6 protein-coding genes are annotated in these 17,224 nt (G+C 63.7%); 1 reads left to right on the forward strand and 5 read right to left on the reverse strand.

What is annotated here, in order from left to right; genetic code table 11:
* Positions 1 to 332: 332 nt before the first annotated feature.
* Positions 333 to 461, reverse strand: a complete 129-nt coding sequence (locus tag CDV44_RS28610; RefSeq protein ID WP_256388442.1) for a hypothetical protein — start codon at positions 459 to 461, stop codon at positions 333 to 335.
* 565 nt (positions 462 to 1,026) lie between these two features.
* Here CDV44_RS28610 and CDV44_RS10385 point away from each other — a divergent pair.
* Positions 1,027 to 2,199, forward strand: coding sequence for a WD40 repeat domain-containing protein (locus CDV44_RS10385; protein ID WP_170935932.1), 1,173 nt, complete (start codon positions 1,027 to 1,029; stop codon positions 2,197 to 2,199).
* A 137-nt stretch (positions 2,200 to 2,336) separates the two neighbouring features.
* Here CDV44_RS10385 and CDV44_RS10390 read toward each other — a convergent pair whose 3' ends face one another.
* The 4 genes from CDV44_RS10390 to CDV44_RS10405 all read right to left on the reverse strand — a co-directional run bounded on the left by CDV44_RS10390 (position 2,337) and on the right by CDV44_RS10405 (position 17,130).
* Entirely contained in the window at positions 2,337 to 14,609 is a 12,273-nt protein-coding gene (locus CDV44_RS10390; RefSeq protein WP_087687933.1) for a filamentous haemagglutinin family protein, read from the reverse strand.
* A gap of 138 nt (positions 14,610 to 14,747) precedes the next feature.
* Positions 14,748 to 15,746, reverse strand: a complete 999-nt coding sequence (locus CDV44_RS10395; protein ID WP_087687934.1) for a FecR domain-containing protein — start codon at positions 15,744 to 15,746, stop codon at positions 14,748 to 14,750.
* Positions 15,747 to 15,938: 192 nt separating this feature from the next.
* Entirely contained in the window at positions 15,939 to 16,442 is a 504-nt protein-coding gene (locus CDV44_RS10400) for an RNA polymerase sigma factor (RefSeq protein WP_087687935.1), read from the reverse strand.
* Entirely contained in the window at positions 16,432 to 17,130 is a 699-nt protein-coding gene (locus tag CDV44_RS10405) for a secretin and TonB N-terminal domain-containing protein (RefSeq protein ID WP_170935933.1), read from the reverse strand. Before CDV44_RS10405 ends, CDV44_RS10400 begins: the two co-directional genes overlap by 11 nt.
* Positions 17,131 to 17,224 lie beyond the last annotated feature (94 nt).

The raw sequence follows: 17,224 nt of genomic DNA on the forward strand, positions 1-17,224 counted from the left end.
TTTCGGCAAGTGGCCACGCCGCAAGTTCAGTGGCCGGCAATGACCAGTGCGCATCGAAGCATGGCTCAATTCTCATCCTTCGAACACACGACTTGCGCTGCATCACCCTCGGCGGCAGTCAATAGACGCCACTGACTCCGTGAATTCCAACGTCTATACCCCCCTCAACTGCTCAACCAGTGGGTTGGCCGCGCCCTCTCATTCGGCAAAAACCCTTCTCAACGCGAGCAGATCCAAGTCCGAGCCTGACAAAAACAGCGTTGGTTGGCAAACGCTTATTCCGGCCAAAATCCCAGCGCGACGATCGCTCGACGAGCCGATGGCGTAGGTTGTCAGGTCGTGCCCTCTCCATAGACATCAAGCGCCAAATCGATCCCAAGCTCGCCAAGCTTCTTCAATAACTCGAAATCCAGTGTCTCCCCGGTGTTGCCTGTCGAGAACCACCCAATGAAGAATTCCACCCTTCCTCCTTCACGCCTTATCGATTGAAAAATACTTTTACTATTTTCAAGACCAATCACAACTCACCCAAGCATTTCACCCAGCAACTCATTTTCATTGGCCGAGAAATCTACGCAACAATAGCTAACTTCGTAGACTCCTCCAAGGTCCATCCCCTTGAGACTGATTCTGGGCGCCCCCATTTTATTCAGCCATTTAGGGCGTAGGCCTAGCAGCTCACACACCGCCTCTAAATCAGCAGTCTTGCTGAAGATCCTCGACGAAACCTTGTATCTAAACTCATTCACTTTCCACCTCTCTCAGGCAAAAATACATGACAGTTATGCCGCTTCGGTCAGGAGATCCGAGGCTGGCCAGATGGCCCTCAGCCACGTAACTTTATACGATTGTTTGAAATTTAATTCCCTCCTCACTTGTTTAGTTTCGTTGTAATTTTCACTCGCAATATTCGAAATAGAATTTGCAAATTTTCACTCTGGTAGCCTCCGAATGTATTCCGCCTGGCATGACGCGCTCGCCCCGGTCGCCGTACTTACCAATTGTCACCACTTCCGGAGGTGTCGCATGCGCAGCCGAACGCGTCGCGTTATCGCATTCGCTGTAGGCATTGCTGCGTCGTCAAGCGGTATTGCCCAGTCCGATCCTCCCAGTGCCAACGCGATACCGGGTGCGACCGAACTCGTTTTTTCTCGAATGCGAACGGTGAGTTCACCGTGCAGTGCGTCGCGTGTTGCTTGGTCGCCGGACAGTCGACATTTTTCCGTGCTCGGCAGTAAGCGAAGTGTTTGCCTACATGAAGAGAGCGATGCGCGACTTGTCCGCGAAATACCTTTGCCTTCGGGGACATTCATGGGCGGGCTGGCCTATGCACCAGACGGAGACCGTCTGTATGTGGGGGTTGATCAGGTTCACGAATTTCGAGTCAATGATGGCCAGGAACTCAGGACATTTGGCGGCATAGCCATAGGGAACGACAAATATGTCCCCATCAAACAATTGGCTCTCAGCCCCAACGGAAAGGAACTGGTTGTCGACTATTTGCCGCTGGCCAATTCACAGATTCACACGCCGGAACGTTTACTGACGCACGACACCCTCGCCGACAAATCACCTCGAGAAATCGACCTCAAGGGCGCAGGAATTTCAACCGCCATCGTGTTTTCTTCTGACGGAACAAATTTGTATTTCGCTGGCAGCGATCAGCTTGTCGACAGCCACGGCGTGAGGAAAGTTGGTGCGCTGGCAACGAGAACCCTGCTCCGCAAGGTGAGCTTAAGGACGGATGAACAACAGGACATCGCACGCGACATTCACATCATGCGGCCGACGGCGCTTGCGATAAGTGGTGCAGATCGGTTCGCGTTTACCGGCACTAACACCGGCGGAATCAGCGACGATCTGGATACCAGTTCCGGACAATGGGTACACACCGTCAATGCCGATCCGATTCGCATGTATTCGCTTGCGGACGGAAGCGTCGTTCAGACATTTTCGCCGGTCTCCGGGAGGGTCGTCTCGTTGATGCCAAGTGCGAGCGGCAACACGTTAATTTCCTGTCAGGCCGATGTGGTGTCCTCACGCACCATCACAATATGGGACATCAAACGCCACACTGCGCGCTACTCGATCGAAACACCCGGCAGCAGTCGCGGGCCGTCAATTTGTGCGCTAAGTCCTGACGAGAAGCATCTGCTGTATGCCATCGGAAGCGATATCCGCATCATCGATTTCGAGTGATCACGCGATGACGTGAAGTGCAACATCACAGCACATCGGAGATAGCATCGAAAACCCGACGACACCAACGCCCTCGCGCAATCAAAAAAACAGCCGCCAGCATGCCGCTGGCGGCTCCTCACATAGCACCTCAAACGTCAAAGGTGTGACTTCTCCTCGCGCGTAAGCTCCATCTTCTGCGCCTCCGTAAGCACCCCATTGCCAACCAGTTGAAAAGCGCTCGACGCATCGTAAGCCCGCGCCTGCGGCGGGAGCGCAGTCCCCTTTGCGTCGGCTTCCGGTGCATTCGTGTCGGTGCCGCCCAGCATGCGGATGGTGAAGATCGACGGTGTGTTCTGACGCTGTGCCGCCCGCTCACGTGCCATCGCATCCTGTGCCGCAGTGGCAGCCTGCGCAGCCGTCGCGCTCGCGTTGGTCAGCGCACCGACGTTGACCGCTGCAATGGTGGGCAGGCCAGTGGACTTCCCCTGCACCTGCACGTTCGCGGCGTTCACTACCTGAAGCGCGGCGAAGTTCACGTTCCCCGACACGCGAATCCCCGCCTCGCCCGCATCGATCGTGCCCAGCGGCGCAACGAGGTCGATATCACCCGGCGGCACTTCCGGTAGCGGCGCCAGTGTGGCGATACCCGCACCGCTCGACGGCACCGACGGCGAGAGCGTCACGTCGCCCACGTTGTCGTACACGCGCTTGGGCGGCGTGTAGAGCACGGTGGTCTTCGCCCCACGCCCCGCGTTGATGTCGCCCGTCGCCGACCACGCCTGAATGCTGCCGCCGAAGGTCGTCATGATGCGCGACAGGCCGAGCAGAATGCTGTCGCGGCTGTACAGCTGAATGTCGCCCTCGCCCTGCGTCACGATGCCCGCGCTCGCCCCCGGCGTGACACCTTCCACGCCAACCAGCGTGCGGCCGCCCGGGTTGAGCATCTGGATGTTGCCGCCGAAGTTCGTGCGCACGCCGGCGTCGGTCGTCACCGGGATGTTCACGCCGTTCACGTTGTTCATGCCGGTGATGCTGCTGAACATCGTAATCGCACCGTTGTAGTTCACCGCATTACCTTGCGTATCCGTCGCCGGGAACAACGTGGCGATGGCGTCGCGACCGCGCAGATAGCTGCCGTAGCGCGGGCTGGCCGGGTCGTTGTACTCGCGGCCGCCCAGCAGCAACTCGGTGAAGTACACCTCACGCACGAACACGCCTTGCTGCGTCTTCGGCAATGCCAGGAAGTAGCCCAGCGCATCGGCCGACGTGCCGGTGTAGCCGAAACGGCGCTTGAGCCATTGCGTGAGTTCGTCACCATAGGCATGCACCACCTTGCCGCTGCCGGCTAGCACCGTGCCACTCGCCAACTGGTTGGCCGGGTCGAAATACAGCTTGCCGAAGCTCGCGTAATCCGGGCCGTTCGCGCCGACACCGGCGAGCACCGAAATGTCCGCGCCACCGCTCGTATTGGAAGGATGCACCACGTCGCCCGCGCTGGAGAGCGCACCGTAGTAGCCCTGATACAGATTGCGTCCCGCCTGCATTTGCAACAGGCCCGGGCCAACAATATTGGCCGACTGATAGATGATGTCGCGCCCGGCCTGCATCAACGTGATGTCGCTATCCGACACGTTCAGGAACGTATCGGGTACCGTGCCGACGCCGACGATATCTCGCCCGGCGATCACCTGAAAAGGCTTGCCTGCCACGTACCAGACGCTGTGCGTCGGGAAGAATTGGCGAACGCTATCGACCATCGGCTTGAGCGTCTGGCCGATGCTCAGATCGTCGATATCCTTGCCCGCGAAGACCAGCGCGGGCAGCGAGTCATTCGCATGAAGCAGCGTAGAGACGTTGTCCTCGCCAAAAGCATACGGGCTGTTAGCGATCAGGCGAATCTGCGCATCTGCCGACGCGTTGGAGGTGCCACCGCTGATGGTCTGGAAGTACGGACGCTGTGGCGTTGCAAGGCTGCCCATGTCAGCCCCCGACAGCGAAACCGTCGCCCCTTGCCCGTAGATCGAGCCTGCGGCCAGAAGCTGCAACTGACCGACGGGTGACGAGATCAATTCGATGCTGGAGTTCGGATCCGAGGGGCCCATCGGCGTCGCGAACCGCACATCGCCGTTGGCGGCCACCACGCTCAGGCTGCCCGGGAAGTAGCCTGAAGCGCTATTGGTCGTGGCATTACCCTGTTGGTCGCCCTGAAGCGGCATCACGTCGCCGCCTGCGGTGAACAAGCGAATACCCGATGTCGGTGTCCAGAGCGTGAATTGCGTGGCACCGCCCTTGCCGATCGCCCCCGTGCTGTTCGTGAAGTAGGCACCGTCGATGTTCGGATTTGTCGACATGCCCGCATCGCCCACACCACCGATCACGAGATCGCCACGCGTGGTCACGCTCACGGTGCCGTCGCCCGGAATGATCGTCGGGCCGCGCGTCTGCGTTACCCCCTTGATGACGCTCACATCCATCGCACGCGGATCGAAACTCTTCCAGTAGCTGCCGTTGCCAAACGGCGCGGTCGCGCCGACAGAACCCGCATCGATCGTCGTGTTTCCGCGCAAATCGGTGATCGAGCCGAAATAGTCCGACACTGCGTCGGCGCGCCCCGTCGACGGGCGCCCGTTGAGCATGCCGCCGACCTTCACCGTCAGATCGCCGCCGCCCGTCTGCACAACGGTGCCGTCGGCCAGCACACGGCCAGTCGATGCCACCGCCAGATCGAGCCCGGGCGAAGTCGTCGGGCTGTTCGACGACATCACCCCGGCGTTGCGGCCTGCGATCACGCTCAGATTGCCGCCGCCGAGCGTGCCGATCCCCTGAAAACCCAGCAGTCTCGGCACGCGGTCCCACTGACTCATGACCGCCATCGAACCGAAATTGATGCCCCATGCGCCCAAATCGCTGGTCACCCCGCTGCCGCCCTGACGCCACAGCCAGTTCGCCGTGTAGTTGCTGTCGTCGTATCGCTGACTGTTGTCGGCAATCTGGATGTTGCCGGTGATGTCCTGCTGTGCGGCGATCAGCACGTCGCCGCCGTGCTCCGGATACCAGACATGAAGGCCACCACCGCTCACCGCGCCCGGCAGGTCGTACGGATTCGAGCCGTCGGCGGCGAGTACCGGCGCAGAGGTGGTGCCGGCCGTGTAGACGCCATACGGTGTGGCTTCGCTGAAACTGCCGCCCGCGAGAATATCGAGCGTGCCCGTGCCGGTACGCAGCACGCTGAAATACTTCCCCGCGAGAGAACTGTTGTACGCCGGATCGCTCAGCGTGACGTTACCTTGTCCGGCCAGCGCGCGCGTGCTCTGGCGTGCGCGTTGGTCGGCCGACGTGAGGTCGGCACCGCCCACCAGCCGGATCGACGCCGAGCGCGAGCCGGCGGCGAGCATGGTCGCCTGCGACGATGTCGCCGGGCTGGGTGCTACGGCCGGACTGCTCATCGCATAGAGCTGCGGCAGGTTGCTCGCGTCGAACCCAAAACCGTAACTGTTCTGCGCACTGATCGTCGTGCCTGCCGGAATGGTATCGCCCGGGTTGTACGACACGCCGTTACTGTCGACATACGGGCCCCACCAGTTCTGCGTCCACCAGTTGTAAAAGGCGGTATTGGGCACGGTCCATGCGGTGGCGAAGTAGACGTCGCTCGTCTCGTTGAACCAGTACGTGAACGCATGGCTGCCATCGCTGCCCGTCTGTTTCGCAAACCCGTTTGCCGTCGTCACGTCGATCAGCGAATACGTGGCCGGTGCGCCGCTCGATGCTTGGAACCCGTCGGAGATGCTGCCCTTGACCGTCAGGTTGCCGCCCGCGCGCACGACCAGTGCCATCGGCTCACCCGCGCCGTAAGTCGGCGAATTCGGATTCCGGTCCGCTCCGGGTCCATAGCGGTACTTCGACAGATCGATGTCGCCAATCGTCGAGAGATCACCGACAGACGCGATCTGCACGCCCGGGCGCAGGTGGTAGGCGCTGCCATACGCCGACAGACCCGCCGTGCGCGCTGAGAGGGCACCATTGCCGGCCGCCGCGTTCATGAACGTCTGGCTGGCAGTGTCGTAGGTGTCGAGCGTGCCCTGCGAAATGGTGCTGCCGGCCGGCAGGTTGTACGTCCAGACACCGTTGAGGGCGATGCTCTGCGCACCGCGAATCGTGAGCGGGCCCGGTGCGTTGATCGCGATATCACCCGATGTCTCGCCCGTGCGCATGGCATTGAGGACGATGTCGCCGTACGCGCGGCCGTCCGGCGTGCTCAGGTCGAGCGTGGCGCCCGGCGAGAGCGTCAGGGTACCGCCAGCGGCGCTCAGCTCGATATGCCCCCGGTTCTTCGCCTCGATGGGCGCACCGTAGCTGTCGACCTGCAACGTCTTGCCGTGTGCGTCGAGCACGGCGCTGCCGCCCAACGTGAGCCCATTGCCCGCCGACAGTCGGATCGTGCCCGGCGACGTCCCCGACGCGTCGATCGTGCCGTTTACCGTCAGGCTGCCGGCGTCCACCGAGATGCCGACGTTGTGCGCCCTCACCCCGTCGCCGACCACGAGATCACCCTGCTTCTGGACGAAGCTGCGACCGTCGAAGTAGCCGCCGCGGTTGAGCGAGGCATTCAGCCCGGCGAAGTCCGCGAACGTGCCCGCGGACGCATTGAAATCGCCACTGAGGAATCCCGCGTTTGCGCTGCCGCGCAGTGTGCCGTCGAGTGTCAGCGTTCCCTGACTGGCGTTCATCGTCACTTCACCCGCGTTGGCGTTTTGCGCCGACACATCGAGCGTGCCGCCCGCCGCCTGCGAGAGGCTGCCCTGCGCGCTGGAGAAGATCGCCGTACCGCCGAAACCGTAGACGGTAGCGTTCTGAATCTGCACCGGTTGCCCGCTCAGATCGATGCGGCTGTTGCCGTCGAGCATGATGTCGTGCGTGGCATCCACGACGAGCTTGCCGCTCGGGAGCAGCACGGTGCTGCCAATGCGAACACTGTCACCGGTGAGATCGATTTCCGCCCCGGCAATGGTGGACGTCGCGGCGCTCGGCGCGCTCCCTTGGGGAGCGACGATGTTCAAGGCCCCGGCAGTCGCATAGCGCATGATCGACTTCGGCGAGCCGGTCACGAGCGGTGTGACGAGGGTGAGATTGCCGCCCGTGCCGCTCTGTCCGAAAACATCGCCGCTCTGCGTGCTCGGCGCCTGATAAACGAAGAGCGCGCTATTTCCGGCAGACACGATCCGGTCGCTCGCCGTCAGGTCGACGTTGTTGAAACCATAGATCGTGCGCGTCACGCTCGTCGCGTCGGTGGACACGTACGTGCCGAGGTCGATCTCTTTCGCCACGAGGCTCAGGCTGCCCGTTCCGGTGCCCGGGCCACCGGCAGCGATGGCAGGTGCGTTCGTGCCTGATACACCGTTCCATGTGATCTGGTCGGCAGCAATCGTCGCGTGATCGCCCGACGCGCCATAGCCATAGATGGCCGGGGCCTTCAGCACCAGATTGACGCCCGAACCACGGGCATCGAGTCCGCTGCTGCCGAACACGTTGATCGCGCCTGCCGCGCCCAGTGTGAGCTTTTGCAACGCGGGCGCACCGCTAGACGGATCGCCTTGCAACAACGTCGTCAGCATCGCCTGATTGAACAGCACGCCTGCCGGATTCCCGGCGGCTGCGACTTGTGCGGCGTCGCCGACGTTTAACGATCCCACGGCCAACAGGATATTGCGTGCGCCGAAACGGGCGCTCGGATCGAGCGTCGACGCACCATTGGTCGAGAACGCCAGCGTGCCCTCTGCGAACAGGCCCGAGCCGCTGCCAATGCTGATGGTGCCGGTGCTGCTCTGTGAGCCCGAGAACTCGACGTCGCCGTTAGACAGACCGAGCACCGTATAGCTGGACGTGTACGGCGCCCCTGTCGACGCCGTGTCGAACGGCGCCGTGCCCTTGCCGATGGTGCTTAACGTCACGTTGTTGCCCACGCGCACGTTGTTGCCGACGAGAAAGATCTCGGCGGCCGAGAGGTTGACGCCGTCGCGAACGTAGAGATCCGCAGGCGCGCCGCCAGTGCTCGCGAAGAAGAAGTACCCGGTGCTGGACAGGAATGCGGGATAGCCATTGATACTCAGACGCGGGGCCCCCATGGCGGTCAGGTCACCGGCGGCCACCGACACGCCCGCAAACCCGGCCGTGCGCGTGCCCGTGGTGATTTCACCGACCTGCTCCACCGCCGCCTGCCCGGCGATTCCCCCCGGCGCCGCATTGAATCGCGCCGTGCCGTCGAAGGTGAAGACCGGCCCCGTCGGTATCGTCGCCGGCGTCGCGGGCATCGTCAGCACCACGTCGAGTGCTTTGCCGTCGCGCGGCAGCATCGGCGCCAATCCGCCAAACTGCGCCGCCTGACTCGTCAGGAAGTCGCTGTAGCTTTGCTCGTTGAATTGCGAATACTTGCGCACCGACGTGCCGGGCGTCACCAGCAACGTCGACGGCAACTGACTGCGCACCGAGGTGTTGGCAATGCCGGTATAGCCGGCGACCAGATAGGTGCCGTTGCCCGCCGCCGTCGCGCTCGTCGGAAGATTCTGCCCGGTGCCGCCGATCTCGACCCGGTAAGCCCCCGGCAGCAGCGCATAGTTCGACGGCAGCAGCGTGTACGTGCCTGCGGGCAGGCCCGGTACGCCATCGCCGATGGTGATGCGTTGCCCGATGGCCGGATCGCCCGCCCCGTTCTCCGGCGAAACCGGTGCATAGGCCGACGTGTAGCCGGGCACGATGGCATAGACCTTGTCGCCCGCCTTGCTGAGCGTCATGGTCGGGTTGGCGTTGACGAGCGGCGTGTTCAGCACGTTGACCGAACCGCCGCGCCCGGAGACGAAGCCCGCGCCGGTGAGTGAGCCCCCGCCAGAGAGATCCAGCACCGCGCCACTGTCGACGTTGATCGAACTGCCCCGGATGCGAATGCCGGACCCGATGCCGTAACCTCCGAACGTGAAGCCCCCGGCCACTACCGTCGACGCGGCGTTGAGGGCCGCGCCGTTGTAGTTGTAGGTCACACCGTCGAACGTGCCGCCGTAGGGCATGGTCAGACCGTCGGTTGAGACCGACGTCACGCTGCCCGGCAGAAAATCGATTTGCTGAGGGAGGATCGCTCCCCCTCGCCCCGACGCCATGAGTTGGCCGATAAAGATTTTGCCGAACGGGGCGCGCAGAACGCCGCCTTGTTCGATGGTCGGCGCAGTCATCATCAACGTGCCGAACACGGACATCGGCTGATCCGGCAAGGTGTCGGTCGTGCGACCGAACCGGATCGTACCGTTGTAGTTCGGGTTGCTGTTGGCCGCCGTGATACTCGCAACGGCCCCTGTCCCCGGATACACCTGCGCAGCTTCGAAATCGAAGTCCCACGACGTGACGAGCGAAGTGCCTGAGTCCAGCGACGGCGTCGGCAGGAACCGGATATCGCCCTGACTGACGAAACGCGCCGTGCGAAAGCCTGCGGCAGGCGTCGATACCCACTGATACGACGCATCCAGGTACCGGGTATTGGCCGAGAACGATATCGGCCCCTGAAAATCGATGAGATTGGCATCGACCTCGAACGTCGCCGTCGTGGGCACATTCGTCGTATCGGGGTTGCCGATGGAGCCGGTACGGTAACCGTCCTGATAGATCGCCGGTGTGCCCGATAGGCTCACATAAGGTGCGGCGATGCGCACGCTGTTGCTGGTGGCTGGCTGCGTGCCCGCGAACGGCGCGGACGACGTGATGGCATTTGCCATGAGCTTCACACTCTTGTCGAGCGAAAGCGTCACGTCTCCTTTGAAGATCAGGTAGTCGGTGGTGAGCAGCGACGCGGCACTGAAACCGCCGTCCTTGATCTGATCGGCGCTCACCGTGGCATAACCGAACGGGAGTGCCGCCAACGATTGCGGACCGGCGAGGACGACAGGCGTGCTGCGTGCCTGCGTCACCGTGAATTGGCTCGCCACCAGCGCACTGTCGGGAATCGCGTTCGACCTGTCCTGAAACGTTGGTGTGAGCAGTGAAAGCGACAGATCGCCGCCGGACGCCCCCGCACCACCGGACTTCGCATGCAAGTTGCCGTCCACCAGCAGCCCGCTGGTCGAGGCGAGCGAGATGGCCCCGCCGCTGGAGACGCGCATCATGCTGCCCGCCGCATTCGACGGCTGGCCGGACACGGTCGCCGTATTGACGGTGACGGCGTTGCCGTCGGCGTTCAACTCCGCCCCCGGGCGCACGATGACGAACGACGGGCCGCCGTTGAGCGCGATGCTGCCGCCATCGAGTACCGTGCCGTAAGTGCGGCCCGAGGCGTCGGTCGCCGTGTAGCCGAGGCCCGAGACGTCAAGGCTCGCCGTCGGTCCAAGCCAGATCGCCCAGCCGAGGTTGTTGCCCGAGTTGTCGAAGTTGCGCGCCGAGGGCAGCACGTTGTCGGCTTCGCTTGTGAGGGCGATTTTGCCGCCGTGAGCCACCAGACTGCCGTCGACCGTGATCTTGCTGAACGAATCGAGCGTGATGCTCTGCCCCGGATCGACGACGATCGACGCGCCCTTCGAGATCGAGACTTCCGAGCCGGTCGGATTGCCCTGATAGTCGCGCCCGAGCGAGCGAAGTGCGATGCTCGCTCCACCGCGTTGCGTGAGCGTGTCGGTCTGCGCGTTCTCGGCAAAGAGCGGCGGCAACACCAGATCCATCACCTTGGACGGATCGCTGCCAGTGCGTGCATTCACGCTGGCCGCATTGAAGCGATAGACGGGCATGGTCGGCGCGAGCGTCACGCCGTTGTCCACCCGCACGCCCTGACCGCCGTTGATGTCGTAGCTGGCAAAGCCTGCGTTGAAGAACGTCGCGCCACCGGTCGAACCGCCCGCGTTGAATACCGGCACCGGCAACACGGCAACGTCCTGAGCGAAAACCGTGCCTGCGGGCACGATGGCACCGGCCGGATACGTCACTGCCACATTGCTGACGGTGCCTGCCGTGTAGACCACCTTGTACGGCAATACCGGCAAGGGCGACGTGAAGACATTCGACGGAATCACCGTGCCGGTGGGAATCGTTCCATTGAAGCCGAAGACATCTTTGCCGGCAGGCACGGTCTGGCCTGTGGACCAGTAGTCGTATCCGAACTGTCCGGGCGGACGCCGCGTCATGAGCGTGACTCCCGCGGGCACGACCCAAGCGGCACCAGTAATCACGCCAGTGAAGCCGCTGTCCACGTCGATGGGGGCCGGCGTCGGTACGTCGAACACGAGCCTGAGGTGCATGTCGATCGTCGAGAACGGCAGCGGTGTGCCGGCGGGGACGGTGTACGGCTGCGCGAGCTTCACCGAGACATTGGCTGACGTGCCTGCCGCCAGCGTGCCACCCGACAGGCTCGCGTTGTTGCCGATCAGGATGCCGTCCGGCGTGGAGACGGTGAGCTTGCCGCCGCCATTCACGCCATACGCCACAATCTGGCCGTTCAGATCGAGCGCGCCCACGGTAATGGGGTGATTGCTCGCCGAATCGCCTGCAATCAGCGTCACGTTGCCGCCTGTGCCGCCGCGCGTTTTGCCGTTCGCCAGAATCGCGCCGCCCGACGACACATCGATCACGCTGCCGTCGGCAATCGTCACGTCGCCCGTCGCGTCGAACGTCACATTGCCGCCGTTCAGGAACGCCGCCCCAGACATCGCGCCGGGCTCGGTCGTGCCGTTGATCCACAGCCCCCGTGTGTCGATCTTCGCGCCGGAGGCCAGCGTGAGGCTCGACGTATCGTCCGGGCGCATCAATGCGACGGGATACAGATTGCCTGCCTGATTGAACAGGTTCGAGATGTTGACGGTGCCACTCGGCACGGTGACGTTGCCGCTGATGTCGACCTGCGGCGCCACCAGACTCAAGCGGCCGCCGTTGGCAAGACGCAGATCGCCGTTCACAGCGATATCGTCGCGCGTCACGAGATCGATCTCGCCGAGGCCGTAACCGTTCAGGCGTGCCGCGTCGATCCAGACCGTATTCTTGCGAGCGGCGTCGAGTGCATCACCGGCCTTCATGGCTGAAGTGATGTCGTCGACCGCACCGATCACGACATCACTCGCGAAGGCGTCGGTGCGTCCCACACCGGTGTACTGGCCAAGCGTGAACGAGCCGCTGCGCGCCACCGCAAACTGACTGAGCGAATAGCCGTCAGTGAGGCCCGCCGGACGCGCCTGCGTCTGCACCGGCCCCGTGTACACGTTCGAGATCACATTGCCTTCGAGCACTGCGGTAGGCGCGGAGATCGTCAGACGGCCCGCGTCGCGCCCCACGGTGTAGCCGTTTTGCAGCACGCGTTGCGGCGCGATCAGCGGGTTGGCGTAGCTTTCCGTCGCCGTGGTGCCCCAGCGCGGGTGCTCCACGCTGAACCCGGTGTACACGCCCGTGTAAATCAGGTTCGCGGGCGCGGTATTGACGTTGTAAATCTGACCGTCCGAGCCTTTGAGCCACGACTGGTTCAGATACCCCGTTTGCACGTTCAGCGAGCCGCCCGAGAGATTGATCGACGCGCCCGTCTGCGTCACCACCTCGTTGCCGCCCAGCGTTACGGTGCCGCCCTGCGCCGCCCATTCGCCAATGCCGTGCGCCACGTTCGACAGATAGCCGCCCACTTCGAGCAAGCCCCCGCCCGTGTACCAGCGTTGGTTGGCATACCCTCCGACGGACGGGGGAACATAAATCAAACGTCGGCGGTCGATGTACACGTTCGCGTTGTTCAGCGCGGTGTTGTCGCGGTTGCCCGGTGCGTCGCGCTGTTCGTTGCCCTGCACGTTCACCTTGACGTTGTTGCTGTCCATCGACAGCGATACGCCGACTGCGCCCGACACATCGAGTTGTGCCCCTGAGCCGACAAAGCTGCGGTTTGTCGCGCTCACGGCGATCTGACCGCCCGTGGCAAGCGTCAGCGAATTTCCCTGAAATTCGACGTTGCCGCCACTCACGATCTCCACACGCGATTGATCGCGGCGGTCAGACAGTTTCGACAGGTTGTCGAACAATCCCGTCGAGGCGCCCGCGCGCAGCAAATCCTGTGCGGCGGAGTCTTGAATCATGGCCGTGCGTTGGCTGTCGAGCGCCGTCGCACCGTTATCGCCGATGAGCACCGACGTGAGCGCCCCGCTGCCCATCGTCACCTTGCCCAGCGTGTCGCTCGCCGAATTCAGCAGGTGAATCGTGCCGCGCGTGTTCACCGTGGTCGTCGCGACTGCCACGCCCAGTTGCTGCACGTCCCGCCCCGCCATCGTCACGTCGCCCTCAGGCGCCATCAGCAAGCCCGTGTTCACGACCTTGCCTGCCGTGCTTTGCGTCACAAACTGCGGCGAGACTTCGTTGCCGCGCGTCGTCGATGCCGTATTCGCGTCCGTGCCTACGCCCTTGCGGATTACGAAGCTGTCGCCTGCGGCCATCGCCACCTGCCCTTGCGGCGTGATGATCGTGCCCGCGTTGCTCACTTCCTTGCCCAGCAGCAGCACGTACCCGCCGCCCTGCGTGACCGACGTCGGGGTGCGCGTCGTGATCGTGGCCCCGGCCTGCACTTCGACCTTGCCCAGTGCATCCGTGAAGCTCGGCGTGGTGCCGTTCGCACCGTAGAGGCCGCTCGTGAACTGCGCGTCGCTCATGCGCGCTGCCGCCACCACGAGGTTGCGCGTATCGACCTGACTCGTGCCACCGAAGATCACGCCGTTGCGGTTCAGAATCAGCACCGTACCGTCGCCGTGAAGCTGCCCCTGAATCTGGCTCGGACGCGCCTGCGGATCGTTCACTCGGTTGAGCACCGCCCAGTCGCTTTGCTGTTGGAAGTTCACCGACGTGTTGCGCCCGACGTTGAACGTCTCCCAGTTCAGGATCGCCTTGTCGGCCGTCTGCTGAATGTTGACGTTGGTCTTGCCGTTGGCCGCCGTCTGCGTGGGTGCGTTGGCGTTGATCCAGCCTTTGGTCAGGCTGTTGGTGTCGACCTTGAGGCCGCCCTCCGACAAGCCGTCGGGAACCGTGGTGTTGGTGTTGGCTGCTGCGGCGCGCGCCGTCGCCTGCGCGGCCTGCATCGCGGCGATGCTTTGTGCTGCCGTGCTCAGATTCGCAATCGACGTCTGCAACTGCGCGTTGGCTTGTTGCTGCTGCGCCGACGGGTCCATGAGCGAACTCACCGGGGCACCGTTGGGTAGACGTCCTGTCTGCGTGGCGGTCGCCTGCGCGGCACCGCGTGCGCCAAACCATGCGTTGCTGAAGGCTTGCTGGGCGTGCGCGGCCGAGGATGCCAGCAACGTGAGCGCCGCCGCCTGAACCAACGGTTTGCGATGCAGGTTGAGGATCACACGGCCAAGGCGACGGCGCGGTTGCGCACGTTGCGAATCACGGTCTTGTGAGCCAGAAGAAGCAGGAAGAAGCGTCGGTTGCGAGTTCGATGGCATGTCGGGTTTGCAGTGGCAATCGGTTAGCAGACGCCCTCCCGTTCACGGGGACAAGCGCCCTTCCCTGTGATGACGACGCTCGTCGCCCAATCCCGCAAACCTCACGCGAACTTTTTGCGTTCGCTTATGCAAACAAGCTCACCCCACCAACACGATACCGCCCGGCAAGTGCGTCACCCGGGCACCGAGCACCTCTTGAATCTGCGCGAAGATTTCGCCAAGACGGTCGATACGGTAACGTCCACTCAGACGGCTTTGCGCCAGCCGGTTGTCGAATACCACGACACGCCCGTTGCGATAACGATTGATCTCGTCCGCGACCTGCGCGAGCGGCGTATCGCGGAACACGAGTACGCCGTTGCGCCACGCCGACGTCGCCGTCGTGTCCACCGATGTCACCGCACCGAGACGCTGCCCTTCGTACACCACCTGCTGCTGCGCGGCGAGCGCCACATGCTGGCTGCCCAGCGACACACCGACATTGCCCGAGACACAGGTCACGCAGACCTGCGAAGCCAGATGCCGAACTTCGAAGTTCGCCCGGGTGCCCGTCACGCGTCCCTTACCGGCCTCGACCACGAACGCTGCCGCGCTGCCGGCGCTCCCCGTGTTATCCACGGCAATCTCGCCATCGAGCAGATCCACGCCTTGGCGTGAGCCCGCGCTGGTCAGCATGGCAATACTCGTGCGCGTGTTCAGGTCGAGCGTCACCCCCTCGCCCATGGCAATCTGGCGCTGCTCTCCCGTGGCCGTGTGATAGTCGGCACCGGCCATGGCGGTCATGCTGCCCCAGAAGCCCGCCGGCGCGACGACAGCCGCGCCTACCCCGGCGGCGGATGCCAGCGCGCCGCCCAAAAACCATCGGCGGCTCATGCGCGTCATGCGCGGCGAGTGAGCCGCGGCCGATGCCGCGCGTGCACGCACCATCTCTCCCGCTGGGCCAAGGTCGCGCCACAGGCGTCGTGCTTCGGCAAACGCGCTCGCATGCTCGGGACTCGCCTCGCACCAGCGCTGAAGCGCCTGCGCATCGGCAACGGTGGCCTCACCGGACGTGAGCCGTCGCACCCACGCGTGGGCGTCCTGCTGCAAGGCGCGCGCGGTGGCGGGCCGGGTGGAAGTGTCGGGTGCTGCCTTCATGTGCGATGTGTCTGCCAATCCTTTGCCAATCCTCTACCAGCGGTCTGCCGTCGCTCGGCCGCCTTGGGGGCGACCGAATTTCGGCGCGTCATAATGACATGACGGATGAGACCGCCGAAAACCGCAAAATTTCTGAATATTTTTTTATCGACGTCGCACGATTGTCATGATTTCGTGCCACAGCGCGCGTCGCTACCGGTCCATGTGTTCCAAGAAGAATTCCTGCGCCCGCTGGAGTTCCAGTTCCACGAGTCGAAGCGAGATGCCGAAGCGCTCCGCCACCTCGCGCTGCGCGAGGCCGTCGAGCCGTACCGCGAGCAAAATGTCGCGGCGGCGCGCAGGCATGCGCTCCAGCAGGCGCGCCAGCTCGCCCAGATCGGATTGCGCTTCCACGATCTGATCCGGCCCGGGTGCCGGACTCACGAGATCGAACATGGTCTCGATCTCCCCCGTGCTCAGACGCCGGTCTTCCGCACGCTGCTTGTCGATGGCCGCGTGGTACGCCATGCGGTACAGATACGCGCCGGGGTTTCGCACCGAATCGATGTTCTCGTTGTTCTCCAGACGCAACCAGGTGTCCTGTAGCGCGTCGCCCGCCAGATCGGACGAGCCGAGCTTGCGCGAGAGCATTGTCTTCAGTTGCGCGTAGCGCTGAACCAACAACTCGCGAAGGGTAGCGCGGCTGCTATCGGCCATGCGACCTCCCCGGCTTCGGCGCATCCGTCGCCGCCTCACAGCCCCAGTTACGCCCGGAGGCGCGGGGCTGCACCACGAACGTAAAGGGCTGCGCCAGTGCAGGCGGCGCAGGCTCGCCCACGCTCGCCCCCTGAAGTGCGCTCACGACCGCCGCGTCGGTCGCCGGGTCGCCGCTGGACCCGAGCAGTGCCACCGGCCCGATCACACCACTCGTGCCGACCCATAGCCTGAAGGCGACGCGCCGCGCGCCCTCCGCCAGAAGCGGCTGCGCACAGAAGGCGTCGTGCACGCGGGTCTGTATCAGTCCGAAGTAGCGGCGCGCGGCCGCCGGATCGATCGCGGCATCGCCATCGGTGTCGGCGCTGTTTGTGCGACCGGCGACCAGCGTCACCGTTTTCGATCCCGTGTAGCGGGGCACGAGACCGCTGCCGTCGAGCAATCGGGCAAGTGCCGCGCGCGCGGTCATTTCCCCTTGCACCGGCGCGGAAACACGGCCCGCAGTGAGCGAACTGTCGTAGAGCAGCGAGACGTCGGCGAAGGCGCCGTAGGATTCCAACGCGGATGGCAGCGACTGCGACGGGATGTCGAAACGCAGCAACGCTTCACCCGATGCGTCGGCATCGGCGACGATGCCGGTGACGGCAGTCGTCTCCCAGACACGGGCAGGGCAAGCGCTAATGCTGATCATCGCGAGACACAGTAGCAATATCGGCCGCGGAACGCTTGTCGCTATGGTTCTGAGCATGTCCGCTTCGTTGGGCGCACAACGGGCCCGGGCCGAT

The sequence above is a fragment of the Pandoraea sp. PE-S2R-1 genome, assembly GCF_002179865.1.
Taxonomy (GTDB): Bacteria; Pseudomonadota; Gammaproteobacteria; order Burkholderiales; family Burkholderiaceae; genus Pandoraea.